Genomic DNA, 15,605 nt, shown 5'->3' on the forward strand with positions numbered 1-15,605 from the left:
TCACCAGCCTTTACTCGCCGACTTCGACTTCCATTTCCGCCTCCGCCTCGATCTCTTCCGTCTGGGCTTGCAGTTCGGCAATGGCGGCGCGCAGGGGTTCGTATATTGTGATCTCGCCGCCCTGAATTTCAAACGTCACCGCAAGGGCATAGCGGGCGACTGAACCTGGATCGTGGCTCCAACCTTGATGACCCACCACGGCGATGCAGAAGTGATCAGGCAACGCGTTCGAGCGAACGACGGCCCAGTCCTTTTGCACCGTGCCGCTGTTTCGCTTGTGATCGCGAATCACGCCCCACTGCGGCTTTTCATGCAAGGTCCATGGCAAGGTCGATCCGGGCAACGGCTCGTCGTCATTGGCGACGTTCTTCAGGGCGCGTACCCGGAAGTCGTTGAGACCCTCGCCGAGGTTGCTGGTCTTCCAGTCAACCCAGGTCGAGAGATAACGCCGCAAGTTTCGGCGCGTGCGGCGAGGCTGGGCCACGTAGGAAAGCGTGACATCAATCCGCACATCGAATTCATCCGCCTGTTTGCGAAGCTCCGGCGGGATCGGCACTTGATAGACGTGGCATTCGGCCGCGTGAATCTGGGTTTCGCCGCTGGTGATGAATGTCGTGCGGTGATCGGTGTTGGCCGTGGCGCGTTGTTCATCGGGGATGCCGTACCCCAAGCAGCGCAGCGCATGTGATGCCGCATCCAGCAAGGCCTGCTTCTCTGCCTGCGGTTGGTTAACGGGAGGATTGCGCAGGCGCGTCAGCACGTCTTCCGCCCAGGTCGGCCATTGCGCCGATTGCACGACAAGCGCGCGGTAAAGCAGCGCCGGTTCGTCGGGCAGCACACGCTGCACCTGGGCCGCGATGCGCGCGACTTTGGGGGCAGCATAGGAAGTGCCTGCATCGTCGCGGTCGGACGCCGGACCCCCTGCATGCAGCGTTGACCGGACCAGCTCGGGGCAAGCAGCCGGGATGCGGCCGCCACCTTGGATATCGGGCGGGTTGTTGGACGTGCGGACGGCATCGCCGCCGTAAGCAACGACTTCCGGCTTGATGACGCTCCAGATGCCTGGCCCCGTTCGAGAAAAGGCAGACGGGCCATCGGGCTGGATCGCGAAGGTGCGCCATGCGTCTGATTCCGCAACGTCGTAGGCCACGGAACCGACGGTCAGTGCTTGCAGGCTCTGACCGGGATTGGCGACCCGGACGGAATCCTCGGTGAGATAGCCGGGGTAGTCCCGGCCACCGGCAAGGTGCTCGCGGATGCCAAGCAATGGCCCGGCCCCTTCGATCGGTAGGTTCCCCGCGCTCTGCACCACCAGCACGTCACGCTCACTGCAAAGCTGGTCGATCTCCGCCGCCCATGCGGACATGTAGCGCGTACGGCAATAGCCGCGCGCGTTGATGGAGTGATTGAAGATGCGCGTCTGTCGCGCCCCCTCGTTGAAGCGCTCGACGGCTTGCCGTATGGCCTCCGGCGGGAAAAGCGTGACAGGCATCAGGTTTTGCGCATCGAGCACGCGCGCGTTCTGAATCCAGAACGGCAGTGCCGGCGTACCGGCCTTGGGGATTTCCTCGCCGTAAAGCACGGCTCCGGCCACCCTGGTGCCGTGGCCTCCGGGCGCGACTTCATCCGCTACCGCTGTGGCGGCCGTTCCAGGCAGAAAGCAGTGCGATGCGACCTGATCGACAGCCGGCTGAAGCAAGGGGTGCCCCTCCTGAATGCCGCTGTCGATCACACAGACCGCTGGCGCATCCGCATTGGGCGGAGTCGGAGCAACCTGTTGGCCTGCCTGACCGGCCTGGGCTGGGACCGCTTGCGGCAGAACGATGTCTTCGGGCTCCAAAACTTCGAAGATGTAGGGATAGTTCAGGATGAAGTCCTTGAGCCCCTTCCCCAAAATCTTGAGCCGAACCGTGAAGCTGTCGGGCAGCACGCCGGCACTGAACGGTGCGCCATCGATATTGTGGAGGATCTCGCCCTGGTAAACCGCGCGGAAACTTTCAATCTGGTTCTCGCGCTCGATCTTCAGCGCTTCCCAGGTGTCATAGGCGGCATTGCGCTTTTGCGACCAGTCGAGTTCTTTCGAAGCCCAGGAGGCGTCAGTATCGCGTTTGCCGCGCTTTGGCACCGCTGGGATTTCCTGGGTGCCGGCACAGGCGATGCCGACATCGACAATAAAGTCTTGAGCGTCGGCGATGTTGCCCCATTCGGCAAAGAGCCGTTCCGACAGGATACGGCCGAGCCGGTCGGTCTGATTGGGGTCGTCAAACAACTGATAGATGCTGGCAATCGTGGCCGAGCCATGAATGTTCACGGCAAAGCCATTGACCATGGCGAGGAACGACGCCACGTCGATGTCTGCCGACGCGACGATGACATAGCCCTCTTCCTGCTCCGCCACGATCTCGAAATCGAAGTACTCCCGCAGCACATCGAGGTCTAGCCTCGGGTCCACCTTAAGCAGGATGGGAATGCCGTTCGGTATGACCGGCAGTGCTTGGCCCAGGCGTTGTGCTTGGCGCTGCTTCCAATTGCCCGACAGTGCTTGTGCGGCACCTTGCAGCGTGGCGCTATGCGCTTGCCGGGCGTTCTTGTTGGCAAGCGTTTGGGGATTGGTCTTGCCTCCACTGGGCAGGCGCGCACGACCTTGATAGCGGAGTAGGAGTGGCAGGTGTTCGAAGTTGTGCTCGCCGAGCATGCCTTATCCCCTGTGCGCCGCGTCGTGCCGCTGCAGTTCTTCGATAGTTTGCGCCAGCATGCCATGCACCAGGGTCTGGCCGCCTGCGAGAACAGCGGCCTTTGCCGCATCCTGCGCTGCTTTGACCACCATCGCCGCAGAAGAGCCGTTCAGCTTCGAAGCCAATTGGTCCCAATGCATCGGCTTTTCAAAGCGCACGGTGGAGAGCGTCATGCGCAGCAGCTTTTCGATCTCCTCTGGGCCTGGCAGCGGGATCGAGAACACATCATCAAAGCGGCGGAACAACGCGGGGTCGAGAGCCGATTCCAGATTGGTTGTTGCGACCAGCAGGCCCGGTGCGTCGTACTCCTCCATGAGTTGGAGCAGCGAATTGACGATGCGGGATACCTCGCCGATGTCTTTTGACGCGGTGCGCGACCTCGCGATGAAGTCGCATTCGTCGAGCAGCAGCACGCAGGGCTTTTCCCGCGCAGCGCTGAAGATCGAGCGTAGGTTCTGCGCCGACTCGCCGAAGAAAGATGAAATTAGCACGTCGAACCGTACCTTCATCAGCGGCAGGCCTGTGTTCCAGGCAAGACGCTTGGCCCCCAGGGATTTGCCGCAGCCGGGCGGGCCGTAGAGCAGCACCGTCTTCCGCGGCTTGAACCCGAAGACGCGCAGGCGATCACGGGCGGCATATTCCGCCTCAATGCGCGCGAAGCGCTGCTCGACCACGTCCGGCAGCACCATGTGATGCTCAAGCTGATCGTGCGGGATGAGCGTGGCCAAGTTTTCGCCATGGCGGCGGCTGAGGGGCAGTTCTTTGAGCGTCCGATCGGCATTCGCCGCCGCTGAGGGCGTGTCGGGCCGTTTGGCTTTGGGCTGCTTCAGGATCGCTTCGAGCTGAGCGGCGAGCCGGACATGTCCGGTCTTCCGTTCAGCTTCGACGATCTTGCTCGCCAGCCGATCCAAGTCACTCTGTGAGCCATCTGCAATGGCTCGTACTACTCTTTTGAGAATATCGGCATTCATGCGACATCACCTTTACTTGCGAGCTGTCGGACGAGCGATAGCACGCCGACGGAATGGATTCCATTGCCAAAGGCTGGTTCGTGCGCTTGCAGCCTGATCGAGTGTTGCCGGAGCATCGCAGTCATGCGACAGCCTCCAGGCCCCGCTTCTGAACCAGACGCAGCAGCTTGAGTGCAGTGCCTGCGGGCTTCTTCTGCCCGATCTCCCACTTTTGAACAGTCGAGAGACTCGTGTTCAGTAGGCGCGCAAACACCGCTTGGCTGACATGCGCGCTTTCGCGGATGCGCTTGATCTCGGCAGGCTCCAACGGCTCGACCGGCGGCAACCAGAGCGGGTCGAATTCGCGCAGCGTGATTTGATCCATCACGCCGGCCTTGTACAGCCCTTTGGCCGTGTCGCGCACGGCTTCAATGATGGGTGACTTCATCTTGTGCATCGCATCCACCTCCGCCGGCACGCTATAAAAAAACTTGTAAGTTTATAGCACCTGGTGCTACAGGCTCACAAGCTAAGTTCCTTGGTATGGCGTTGCCGTCATAGGCGGCCGAGTGCCACGCTCTGCGCGTCCCGAGCACCCAGGTCTCGGTCTCCCGTAACGCGCTGCTCAGGTGGCCGGTGCCGATCGGCAGCAGTCAGTCTTGAGCTGGTATTCGCGAAGGTCTGTTCTGCGCGGCGGCCGACGCTCAGGAGGTCGCGATCGACCGTCAGCACCCAGTCTCGAGCAGCCACTCGATCCCCTCGATTCACGAGCTTGATCGTGGGCGCGTCCGCCAACCGAATTCACCCTGGCGCCTTGTTGCGCCAGCGTCGACTAGTGGACTCTTCGCTACTCCCTCATCGCCTCGCACTGCGCCTCGATCCGCGCATGAAGCAACCCCAGCGACACCGCAACAAACCGCTGAAGCGAATTACGCTGGCAGGCGTCGAAAAAAGGGGCGGGGTCGGTCTCGGATGACACGGCCTCACACCGTTCTTCATCCCACTGCAGCAGTTGAACCAGCAACAGCGCTCCTTGCACCACATCGCGCGCATCGTTCAAGAAGGCGGCTTGGTGCTGTCGGCTGGGATCGAGTCCCTGTTGCGGAACCCACTTGAAGGGTTTGAATTGAGAGACGGGGCGTGCCCCCGAATCACCGGCGTCGGCGCCTGCATTGAAGTCTTTGGCCATGTGGGCCTCCAAAGTGAATCGCAGGATGTCTTCAGGCCGCCAAACCCGGCCTCGTTCACACGAGGCGAGGGCACTGTAGGTGGTCGCGGCGAGGGCCGTCAAGTTTCGTGTCCGGCGGCGCAACATTGCTTGAGCCGACCGGCGAACCTGTCGCCCATTTGCTCCGCATTCCGCCCCGCCTCGCTATCCTTCCGCTCGCCATTCACTTCAAGAAAAGGGGACCCTCATGACTCAACCTTCCTCACCCATCTTCTCGCTTCGCTCCATCGCGCTGGCCTGCACCTTCGCCCTCGGCGCCGCGACCGCAGCCCATGCCGCCCCCGACGCCAAGCTGCTCGCCGCGGCCGAGAAGGCGCAGCCTGCCGTGATCGAGAACCTCAAGGAGATGGTGCTGATCGAGTCGGGCAGCCTCAATGTCGACGGGCTGATGAAGATGGCCGACGTGGTGGAAGGCCGGCTGAAGGCGGCCGGCTTCAAGGTCGAGCGGCGCAAGGCGACGGCCGGGGCAGGGGCCGACATCGTGATCGGCACGATGAAGGGCAACGGCAAGCGCAAGATCATGCTGCAGGGCCACATGGACACGGTCTACCAGCCCGGCATCCTGAACTCGCAGCCCTACAAGGTCGACGGCAACCGCATCTACGGGCCCGGCATCGCGGACGACAAGGGCGGGCTCGCGGTGATGATGGCCTCGCTCAAGATCCTGGCCGACGCGGGCTGGCGCGACTACGACACGCTCACGGTGCTGATGAATCCCGACGAGGAAGTGGGCTCGGTGGGTTCGGGCGAGCTGATCGCGACGACGGCCGACCTGCACGACACGGTGCTGTCGTTCGAGCCGACGGCGGCGAAGTCGGTGGTGAAGGGCGAATCGCTGCTGCTCGGCGCGGCGGGCATCGCGCAGGCCACGCTCGAGGTGAAGGGCCGCGCCTCGCACGCGGGCGCGGCGCCCGAGCTGGGCCGCAACGCGCTGTACGAACTCTCGTACCAGATGCTGCAGACCAAGGACCTCGCGAAGGACATCCCGGGCGTGACGCTCAACTGGACGGTGGCGCGCGCGGTAGGCCCGATCAACCAGATCACCGAGAAGGCGCAGGCGCTCGGCGACGTGCGCATCACCGAGCCGGGCGCGGAGAAGAAGCTCGATGCGGCGCTGCAGGCCAAGATCGCGAGCGGCAAGCTGATTGCCGACACCGAGACGACGGTGAAGGTGGAAGTGGGCCGCCCGGCCTTCGTGGCGGGCGAGAAGGGCCGCGCGCTGGCCGAGAAGGCGCAGGCGATCTACAAGGAGATCGACCGCGAACTCGCGCTCACGCCGATGACCGGCGGCGGCACCGACGCGGGCTACGCGGGGCGCTCGGGCAAGGCGACGGTGGTCGAGAGCTTCGGCCTCGCGGGCTTCGGCTACCACGCGCGCGACGAGTACATCGAGGTCGACTCGATCGTGCCGCGGCTGTACCTGGTGACGCGGCTGCTGACGGAGATCGGCAAGGGCCGCTGAAGCACGCCGCACTCGACGTGAAAAAGGCGCATGCGAAGGACTCGCATGCGCCTTTTTGTTTGGGGGCTGAAGGCTTCGATCGGGCGGCGCGCCGGGGCGCCTGCCGTCACTGCGGACGCTGGTCGCCGGGCGGGCGGTTGCGGTGCGCGGCGGCCTGGGCTTGTGCCTGGGCCTGCGCTTGAGCCTGTGCCTGCCGTTGCTGCATCTGCTGGGCCTGTTGCTGCTGGCGCTGCGCGGCCTGCTGCTGAGCCTGTTGGGCCTGCTGCTGTTGGCGCTGCATCGCCTGCTGCTGGGCTTGCTGCGCCTGTTGCTGCTGGCGTTGCATGGCTTGCTGCTGCGCCTGTTGAGCCTGCTGCTGTTGCCGCTGCATGGCCTGCTGCTGGGCTTGTTGCTGGGCCTGTTGCGCTTGCTGCTGCTGGCGACGGATCTGCTCCTGTTGCTGCTGGGCCTGCTGTTGTTGGCGTTGCGCGGCCTGTTGTTGCTGCTGCTGTTGTTGCTGCATCTGCTGGCGCCGCGCCTGGTCTTGCTGCTGGGCTTGCTGCGCCTGCTGGGCGGCCTGTTGCTGTTGCTGCTGCCGTGCCTGGTTCTGCGCGGCCTGCTGCTGTTGCATCTGCTGGCGCCGCGTCTGCTCCTGCTGGGCTTGCTGCTGTTGGCGGGCCTGGTTCTGCTGGGCTTGCTGTTGTTGCTCCTGCTGGCGACGGACCTGTTCCTGCTGCGCCTGCTGTTGTTGCTGCTGCCTGCGGCCCAGGTCTTGCTGAGCCTGCTGTTGCTGGCGTCGCGCCTGCTCCTGCGCCTGTTGTTGTTGCTGCTGTTGTTGGCGGCGCGCCTGTTCCTGTTGCGCCTGCTGCTGGCCGGCCTGGTTCTGGGCCAGTTGCTGCTGGCGACGCGCCTGCTCCTGCTGCGCTTGCTGCTGCTGCGCCTGCTGGCGCGCGGCCTGGGCCTGCTGGGCTTGCTGCTCGCGCGTCTGCTGTTGCGTCATCAACTGCTGGCGCCGCGCCTGGTCCTGCTGTGCCTGCTGTTGCGCCTGTTGTTGATGCGCCTGTTGCTGCATCTGCTGTTGGCGCGCCAGAGCCTGCTGCTGGGCTTGTTGCTGCGCCTGCTGCTGGCGCGCCAGAGCCTGCTGCTGGGCTTGTTGCTGCGCCTGCTGCTGGCTCTGCAGCTGCTGCGCGTGTTGCTGCTGCTGTTGCTGCATCTGCAGCTGACGCGCCTGTTGCTGCTGGGCGAGCAACGCGGCGGCCTGCTGTTGCTGGGCCTGCTGCTGCTGCATCGCGAAGTTGGGAGACTGTCCCGGATGCGCGGCCTGCCAGGCGGCCATGCCCGCATCGCCGCGCGGGCGGTCACGGTCGCGGCCACCGCCGTTGTTGTTGTAGACGTTGTTGACGACGGTGGTCGAGCGCGAGACGTAGGTGTTGTTGTTGTAGACCACGGCCGGGCGATAGGCCGGCGGCGGCGGCGCGGCGCGCTGATAGTCGCGGTCGCGCGGACGGCCCCAGTTCACGTTCCAGGAGTTCCAGCCCCAGCCATGACGCTCGAGCGCCGAGGCCACGACCACGCCCGCACCGAAGGCCAGCACGCCGGCCGTGGCGACCTGGGCACCGCTGTAGCCGCGGTCGACGTACACGGGCTGCGGCGGGGGCGTGTAGGCATAGCCGGGGTAGGCGGCCACGGGCTCGCCGTAGATCTGCTGCGGGTTGTAGCTGGGCACGTAGACCACGTCGGGCTGCGCCTGCTGGATGGTGATGAGCTGCTGCGGCGGCTCGACGATGAGCGGGCCCGCATAGGCACCCTGCGGATCGGGCGCGGGCGTGTAGTTGGCCGGCGCCGCGGCGGTGGCGACCTTGAGCTTGTCGTTGTTCTTGAGCCGGCCGGCCTTGGAGGCGCGCTGGCGCATGACCTGGATGGCGTTCATCACGTCGGCCGGGTCGTTGTAGTAGGCCTTGCCCAGTGCCTCGGTCCAGGGCAGGTTGCCGGCCATCTGGTCCATCACGTTGCGGAAGGCGGTCAGCGACTTGACGCTCGGGTCCCAGGGCTGTTGGTTGACGGCATCGGCCAGTGCGCCGGCCTTGAGCGTGGGGTTCTGCTTGAGCCATTCCTGCGCGGAGGTGATCTGCTCGGGATAGGTGGCGCCGGCCAGCACTTGCGCCACGAGCTTGTCGGGGTACAGCGCGATGGGTGCGACCATCTGATAGAGCTCCTCGGCCGCGGGTGGCACGTAGGCCACGGGCATGGGCGCCGCGGGTGCCGGTGCCGCGGCGGCTGGCACGGAGGCCGCGGCCTGGGGTGCGGGTGCGGCGGCGTTCTGCGCGGCGGGGGTCTCGGACTTGTCGCAGCCCGCGAGCACCAATGCTGCGGTGCACAGCGACAGCGTGAGTGCACGCGCGATGGGAGTGTGATGGGAGGGGATCATGCTGGCCTTCCTGGGGCGCTTTGGCGGCACCCGCCCGTACTGAACGGGGGCCGCTTATCAAGCGATGACGCAGGATGGCCCGAGGATGCAACCGGCTGTGTCGTCTGCCGGGCGCAGCCCGGGTAGGAACAGGCCTGTCAAGAAAAGTGAAGGGCCGGTGAATGCCGGCCCCTTGCTCCAAGTCAGCTCGCGGTCAGTGCCGCGGCGTGTGGCCGGCGGCTACTTCGCGCCGCCGGTGTACTTGGTGACGCTGCTCGCGCTCACGTGGTAGCCGCTCACGCCCATCATCGAGTCGTTGCGCAGGGTCTGCAGCTTGCCCGTGACCCACACGGTGTCCATGGCGCGAAACTTCGCGCCCTTCTGCGGCACCACGTGCAGGATCTGGTTGGCCGGCGGCGGCGGGGTGTGGATGCAGGCGCCGAAGTAGGGCACGAGCAGGAACTCGGTGACCTCGCCCTTGGCTTCCTCGAGCGGCACGATGAAGCCGGGGATCTTCACCTCCACGCCGTTCATCGCGGGGTTGGTCGGCGCGTTGTTCGACACCTCCTGCATCTTCATCAGCAGTTCGTTGGCGCGCGGGTCGCCGTCGTCCAGGGCGCTGAGGTCCATGCCCTTGAACTCCTTCGACGGGTCCCAGTCCTTGGGCACCAGTTCTTCCCAGGTGATCTGGCGCGGCTGGCCGGCCGGGGCCTTGGCGGTGGCCGCGGTCGCGGCCTTGCCGCCGAGCGGGTTGGTGGCGGTGGTGTCCTTGGGCGCGGGCTCGGCGGCCCAGGCGGCGGCCGCGAGGCTGGCGCCGGCCATCAGCAGGGCGAAGCGCTTCGAGGCCTGGACGGCGGGGTGGGGGGTCTTTGCGTGGCGCATGGGATCAGATCCTCGGTGAAAGCCCGTCGGCGAGCGAGAGCCGGTAGGCGCGAATGCCGGGCAGCAGGCTCGCCAGCCAGCCGGCGGCCAGCAGGCTCGCGAGCAGCAGCCATTCGTTCAGTGTAGGTTCGGAAAGCCGCAATGTCAGCCCGAACTGCGACTGCAGCCAGGGCGCGAGGCCGGCGATGCCCAGCACCGCCATCAGCACGCCCACGAGCACGCCGAGCACGGTGACCAGCGCGCCCTCGAGCGCGAGCAGCGCCAGCACGTGGCGCAGGCCCGCGCCCACGGCGCGCAGCACGGCGAGTTCGCGCCGCCTTTCGTTGAGGCCGGCCATCACCACCGACACCAGGCCCGCGAGGCTCACGAGCGCGACCAGGCCCGACATCAGCAGCAGCGCGTTCTCGCCCACGCCGATCACGCTCCAGAGCTCGTCGAGCGCCACGCCGGGCAGGATCGCCATCAGCGGCTCGCCGGTGTAGGTGGAGATCCAGCGCTGCACCGAGAACACGGCGGCGCGGTTCTTCAGGCCCACGAGCGCGGCCGTCACGTTCTTGGGCGTGAGGTCGAACTTGCGCACCTGGTCGGCCGGAATCTTCACGCCGGGCATGGGCGCGCCGCCCACCCATTCGAGGTGGATCGCCTCCATGGCCGCGAGGCCGATGTGCACGGTGCGGTCGACCGGCGTGCCGGTGCGCGCGAGCACGCCCACCACGGTGAAGGGCTTGTCGGCATGCTCGGCCACGTTGAGCTCGCCGCTGCCGTGCGCCAGCGTGATCTTCTGGCCCACGTGGTAGCCGAGCTTGTCGGCCACCTCGGCGCCCACCACGGCGTCGAACAGCTCGCTGAAGGGCTTGCCCTCGCGCAGCGCGAGCGACTGGCGGTCGCCGTAGCGAAAGCGCGTGAAGTACTCGGGCGAGGTCGCGAGCACGGCGAAGCCGCGGTGCGAATCGCCGAGCGACAGCGGCACCACCCAGTCGACGCCGGGGTGCGCCTGCAGCGCCAGCACGCTCTTCCACGCGATGTTGTTGGTGGCCGCGCCGATGCGGAACACGGAGTACAGCAGCAGTTGCGTGGAGCCGGTGCGCGCGCCCACGATCAGGTCGGTGCCCGAGACCGAGGAGGCGAAGTTCTCGCGCAGCTCGGTGCGGATGCGCTCGACGCCCAGCAGGAGGAAGGTCGACAGCGCGATCGAGAACACGGTGAGCGCGAGCGTGAAGCGGCGGTTCCAGGCGCTGCGCCAGGCGATGGAGAACAGGGCCTTCATTCTTCGGTCGCCATCGTCGCGCTCGAGGCGCGGTTGATCTCGGGCAGCAGCACATGGCGCGCGAAGCGCTGCGCGATGCGCTGGTCATGGCTCACGAACACCAGCGCGCTGTCGTTCTCGGCGCAGGCGGTCAGCAGCACGTCGAGGAAGGCCTCGCGCCGGTCCTCGTCGAGCGCGGAGGTGGGCTCGTCGGCGATCACCACCTCGGGCTGGCCGATGAGCGCGCGCGCCGCGGCCACGCGCTGCTGCTGGCCCACCGAGAGCTGCAGCGCCTGGCGCTGCCAGAGCTTGCGGTCCAGGCCCATCTGGTCGAGCAGGTGCTCGGCCTCTTCGCGCGCGCCGCGCTGGCGCGAGGCCTGCTCGCGGCGGCGCGCCGAGAAGCGGCAGGGCAGCAGCACGTTGTCGACCACGCTCAGATAGGGCAGCAGGTTGAACTGCTGGAAGATGTAGCCCACGTGCGCCACGCGGCAGCGGTCGCGCGCGGCGCCCGAGAGCTTGGACCAGTCGTGGCCCAGCAGGCACACGCGGCCCTCGTCGGCCACCAGCACGCCGGCCAGCAGCGACAGCAGGGTGCTCTTGCCGCAGCCGCTCGGGCCATGCAAAAACACCGATTCGCCGGCCGTGATGCGGAAGGCCTCGATGTCGATGCACGGCGTGGCGCTGCCGGGCCAGGAGAAGCGCAGCGATTCGGCCGAGAGCACCACGCGCAGCGGCGTGGATTCGGCCTGCGAAGGAAGGCTCACGGCCTCACTTGCCCCAGGTCAGGCGGGCCGGCTGCGCGGCCTGCGCACCCGCGGGGCGCTTGAGCTGGCGCTTGAACTGGCCTTGCGCCGAGGCGATCTGCGCATCGATCTGGCGCGTGCCCTTGAAGGCGGCGAACAGGCCGATGTCGATGTACTTGGCGGCGGCCGCGTTGGCGCAGTTGAACGAGAAGGTGGCGTCGAGGTCGGCATGGCCCTCGGGCTCGCTGGCATCGGGCTTGCCGAGGCCCAGCGCGCCGGAGCGCAGGTCGACCGGGCCGAGCTTGCAGCTCGCGGCGGGATCGATGGCGAACAGCTTGTCGGCCGCGCGCAGCTGGGCCACGGCGTCCTCGACGGTCTTCTTCTCGGCATCGGTCTTGGGCGCGCGCTCGAAGCCGACGATGTTGTCGAGCGGCGACTCCATGTCGATCACGACGGTGGGGCCGTCGATGGCGACGTCGAGCTTGATCTGGCCGTGCACGTGGGCGTGCTGCTGCTGGGCCTGCGCGGCGGCGAACGGTGCCGAGGCAAGCAGCGCGAGGGCGGCGGAAGCGAGGATGCGTCGGAGAGCGCGTCGGTCGGTGCTGGATCGGGTCAGGGTCATGGTTGGGCGCCTTGCCGGGTCGGCAGCCCCGGGGTGTTGCTCCATTCGCTCCAGCTGCCGGCATAGAGCGCGGCCGTTCCGAGCCCCGCGATGCGCATCGCGAGCAGATTGGGAACGGCGCTCACGCCGCTGCCGCACTGGTGGACGACCGTCGCCGGATCGCGGCCTTCGAGCAGCGTTTCGAACTCGGCGCGCAGTTGCGCGGCGGGCTTGAACTTGCCGTCGGGACCGAGGTTCTCGGCGAAGGGGCGGTTGAGTGCCCCGGGGATGTGACCGGCGATCGGGTCCAGAGGTTCCACCTCGCCGCGATAGCGTGCACCGGCCCGCGCGTCGATCAGGTTCTGGTCAGGCTGGCCCAACCGGCCCACCACGGTGTCGGTGGTGACGAGGCGCACCAGCGGTTCGCCCATGACGAAGTTCGACTGGAAGCGCGCGGGCTCCTCGCGGTCGGTGACCTCGCCGCCCTCGGCCTGCCAGCCCTGCAGGCCGCCGTCGAGCACGGCCACGGCGTCGTGGCCCATCCACTTGAGCATCCACCACAGGCGCCCGCAGTAGTTGGCGCCGTTGCGGTCGTAGACCACGGCCTGCATGTCGTTCGAGAAACCGATGCCGCTGAGCCAGGCCGCGAAGCGCTCGCGGCTGGGCAGCGGATGGCGCCCGCCCGAGGCCGGCACGCCGTCTTCCTGCGCCACCACCACCTCGCCGTGCGCGCCGGGCACGCCGTGCTTGGCGCTGAGGTCGGTGTCGAGGTCGGCATGCAGCGCGCCCGGGATGTGCGAGGCCGCGTACTGCTGGGCGCCCGACTCGGGCTTCATGAGGTCGAAGCTGCAGTCGAACACCATGAGCGGCGTGCCGGCGGCCTGCAGGGCGCGCAACTCGGTGGCGGAAACGAGGGTGGTGAAGGTCATGGCGAAGAACTCCTTGGCGCATGGGCCGCGCAACAGGCGCGGCGGACGGTGAAGGGACTGCGAACCGGCCTCAATGTTCCTCGGCCGGCGCTTGCGGAACTGTACGCTGACGCAACACGGTTGCGGCAATGCCGCTCGCGATGATGAGCGCCATGCCGGTCCAGCCGGCGGCGTCGATGCGGTCGTCGAACAGCACCACGCTGTAGAAGGCCGCGAAGATGATGCCCGAGTACTGCAGGTTGGCCACCACCAGGGTGCCGCTCTCGGTCTTGGCGGTGGCGTAGGCGCGCGTCATGCAAAGCTGTCCGAGGGCGGCCAGCAGGCCGATCGGCAGCAGCCACAGGCCGTGGCGCCAGTTCCATTCCGAGAAACCCGTGAACGCGGTGGCCAGCGCCCCGGCCACGGCCGAGCCGAGCGCGAAATAGAACACCGTGCGCATCTCGGGCTCGCCGATGCGCGAGAGCGCCACCACCTGCATGTAGGCGAAGGCGGCGGTCAGGCCCGACAGCAGGCCCAGCAGGCCGGCGAAGCCCTGGCTCGAATCCACGCTGGGCTTGAGCATCAGCACCACGCCGGCGAAACCCGTGAGCACGGTCAGCACCAGCGGCGCCTGCAGCGGCGGGCGCGAGACGCGGCCGTCGCGGCCCGGCACCGGCATCCAGGCCAGCAGCGCGCCGCCGACCAGGAAGGCGGCGATCCACACGCTGCTCATGTAGTTGAGGGTGACGGCCGTGGCCAGCGGCATGTGGGCGATGGCATAGAACCACGCGCCCAGCGAGACCACGCCGATCAGGCTGCGCCAGGCATGCATGCCGGGGTATTGGGTGGCGAGCGAGACGCCGCGGCTGCGCGCGAGCAGCCACAGGAAGACGATGCCGATGACGCCGCGCCAGAGCACCATCTCGCCGCTGGTGAACCAGGCCGAGGCGATCTTCACGGCCACGCCCATGGAGGCGAACAAAAAGGCGCCGAGCACCATCCAGAGCGCTTGCATCGTCTTGACTTCTTACAAAAGAAAAATAGCTGAAACGCCCGCCAACCGGGCGCATTCAGCTATCAAGAGAATAGCAGGAAACAGGGCCGAAGCAGCGCTTCGGCGCCTCAGCCGGCGGTCTGCAGCTCGCGCCGGTACCACTCGTGGAACTGCTGCATGCCGTCTTCCATCGGGCTCTGGTAGGGGCCGGTCTCGTTGTCGCCGCGCAGCATCAGCGCGCGGCGGCCGGCGTCCATGCGCTCGGCGATCTCGTCGTCTTCCACGCAGGTCTCCATGTAGGCGGCGCGCTGGGCTTCGACGAACTCGCGCTCGAAGGCGACGATTTCCTCGGGGTAGAAGAACTCCACCATGTTGAGCGTCTTGGTCGGGCTGACCGGATGCAGGGTCGAGACGGTCAGCACGTGCGGATACCACTCGATCATCACGTGCGGGTAGTAGGTGAGCCAGATCGCGCCGTACTTGGGCGGCTTGCCCTCGCGGTACTGCAGCAGCTGTTCCTGCCATTTCTGGTAGACCGGGCTGCCCGCGCGGCCCAGGCGGTTGGCCACGCCCACCGTCTGCACCGAGTAGTTGCGGTTGAACTCCCAGCGCAGGTCGTCGCAGGTGACGAAGCTGCCCAGGCCCGGATGGAACGGGCCGACGTGGTAGTCCTCGAGGTAGACCTCGATGAAGGTCTTCCAGTTGTAGTTGCACTCGTGCAGTTCGACGTGGTCGAGCGCGAAGCCCTCGAACGAGAGGTCGGCGCGCGGTCCCAGGCCGGCCATGTCGGCCGCGATGTCGCGGCCGTTGGCCTCGAACAGCAGGCCGTTCCACTCGGTGAGCGGGTAGTTGTGCAGGTTCAGGCAGGGGTCCTGCGCGAAATGCGGGGCGCCGATCAGCGTGCCGGTGGTGCGCGCGTCGGCCGCGGCATAGGTCCAGCGGTGCAGCGGGCAGACGATGTTGCCGCCGGTGCGCGCGTCGAGTTCGCCGCGGCCCTGCAGGATCACGGCCTGGCGGTGGCGGCAGACGTTGGAGATCAGTTCCACGCCCTTGGGCGTGTGGACCAGCGCGCGGCCCTGGTGCTCGTGGGGCAGGGTGTGGAAGTTGCCGGCCTCCGGCACGGCAAGGCGGTGGCCGACATAGCGGGGGCCACGGGCAAAGAGCGTTTCCATCTCGCGGGCGAAGAGCGCCTCGTCGAAGTACGCGGAAACCGGAAGTTGGCTCGTGGCCTGCTGCAGTTGAAGACTTAAATCAGACATGGAGGACCTGACCAAGCTCCCCACAGGGAGAAAAACAAAATTGAAACGGAAGGTACCGACGACAGGAGAGGCGTGTCGGCCCGAGAGTTGCGCCGGCGTGACCGGCAGGGGGAGGGTGATTGTACCCGGGGGGCCTTCCTTGTGGCCCCTGGGGCTTTCACCCTGATGGGGCCGGCGTCCTGTTCGGCCGTGCATGACGCCGCGGCCCGGT

The 15,605-nt window shown here is 66.9% G+C and carries 13 protein-coding genes; 1 reads left to right on the forward strand and 12 read right to left on the reverse strand.

All coding sequences use genetic code 11. The features are described from left to right. Nucleotides 1-10 precede the first annotated feature (10 nt). The 4 genes from INQ48_09370 to INQ48_09385 all read right to left on the reverse strand — a co-directional run bounded on the left by INQ48_09370 (nt 11) and on the right by INQ48_09385 (nt 4,874). Nucleotides 11-2,560: a S8 family peptidase gene (locus INQ48_09370; GenBank protein QRF60672.1), complete on the reverse strand. Its 2,550-nt coding sequence runs from the start codon at nt 2,558-2,560 to the stop codon at nt 11-13. Between the two features lie 138 nt (nt 2,561-2,698). Continuing rightward, nucleotides 2,699-3,706, reverse strand: coding sequence for an ATP-binding protein (locus INQ48_09375; protein QRF59407.1), 1,008 nt, complete (start codon nt 3,704-3,706; stop codon nt 2,699-2,701). Between the two features lie 121 nt (nt 3,707-3,827). Continuing rightward, the gene (locus INQ48_09380; GenBank protein ID QRF59408.1) at nt 3,828-4,142 is read right to left on the reverse strand and encodes a DNA-binding transcriptional regulator; all 315 of its coding nucleotides are present in this window, start codon (nt 4,140-4,142) and stop codon (nt 3,828-3,830) included. A gap of 390 nt (nt 4,143-4,532) precedes the next feature. After that, nucleotides 4,533-4,874, reverse strand: a complete 342-nt coding sequence (locus INQ48_09385) for a hypothetical protein (GenBank protein QRF59409.1) — start codon at nt 4,872-4,874, stop codon at nt 4,533-4,535. A 226-nt stretch (nt 4,875-5,100) separates the two neighbouring features. On the opposite strand from INQ48_09385, the gene INQ48_09390 reads away from it, so the two are divergent. Next, entirely contained in the window at nt 5,101-6,375 is a 1,275-nt protein-coding gene (locus tag INQ48_09390) for a M20/M25/M40 family metallo-hydrolase (protein ID QRF59410.1), read from the forward strand. A 106-nt stretch (nt 6,376-6,481) separates the two neighbouring features. Here INQ48_09390 and INQ48_09395 read toward each other — a convergent pair whose 3' ends face one another. The 8 genes from INQ48_09395 to INQ48_09430 form a co-directional block, all read right to left on the reverse strand. Next, complete coding sequence (locus INQ48_09395) at nt 6,482-8,782, reverse strand: DUF3300 domain-containing protein (GenBank protein QRF59411.1); 2,301 nt, start codon at nt 8,780-8,782, stop codon at nt 6,482-6,484. A 219-nt stretch (nt 8,783-9,001) separates the two neighbouring features. Next, nucleotides 9,002-9,643 (reverse strand): DUF3299 domain-containing protein, encoded by a 642-nt coding sequence (locus INQ48_09400; GenBank protein QRF59412.1) that lies wholly within the window; start codon nt 9,641-9,643, stop codon nt 9,002-9,004. A gap of 4 nt (nt 9,644-9,647) precedes the next feature. Then, on the reverse strand, nt 9,648-10,910 hold the full coding sequence (locus tag INQ48_09405) for an ABC transporter permease (protein QRF59413.1): 1,263 nt from the start codon (nt 10,908-10,910) through the stop codon (nt 9,648-9,650). Continuing rightward, nucleotides 10,907-11,653, reverse strand: a complete 747-nt coding sequence (locus INQ48_09410; GenBank protein QRF59414.1) for an ABC transporter ATP-binding protein — start codon at nt 11,651-11,653, stop codon at nt 10,907-10,909. Before INQ48_09410 ends, INQ48_09405 begins: the two co-directional genes overlap by 4 nt. Nucleotides 11,654-11,657: 4 nt before the next feature. Next, complete coding sequence (locus INQ48_09415) at nt 11,658-12,254, reverse strand: DUF2796 domain-containing protein (GenBank protein QRF59415.1); 597 nt, start codon at nt 12,252-12,254, stop codon at nt 11,658-11,660. After that, nucleotides 12,251-13,162, reverse strand: coding sequence for a sulfurtransferase (locus INQ48_09420; protein ID QRF59416.1), 912 nt, complete (start codon nt 13,160-13,162; stop codon nt 12,251-12,253). The genes INQ48_09415 and INQ48_09420 overlap by 4 nt, the downstream gene beginning before the upstream one ends. Before the next feature lie 70 nt (nt 13,163-13,232). Beyond that, the gene (locus INQ48_09425) at nt 13,233-14,156 is read right to left on the reverse strand and encodes a DMT family transporter (protein QRF59417.1); all 924 of its coding nucleotides are present in this window, start codon (nt 14,154-14,156) and stop codon (nt 13,233-13,235) included. Nucleotides 14,157-14,263: 107 nt separating this feature from the next. Next, on the reverse strand, nt 14,264-15,394 hold the full coding sequence (locus tag INQ48_09430) for an aromatic ring-hydroxylating dioxygenase subunit alpha (protein ID QRF59418.1): 1,131 nt from the start codon (nt 15,392-15,394) through the stop codon (nt 14,264-14,266). Nucleotides 15,395-15,605: the final 211 nt, after the last annotated feature.

The organism is Variovorax paradoxus (assembly GCA_016806145.1).
Lineage (GTDB): Bacteria > Pseudomonadota > Gammaproteobacteria > Burkholderiales > Burkholderiaceae_C > Variovorax.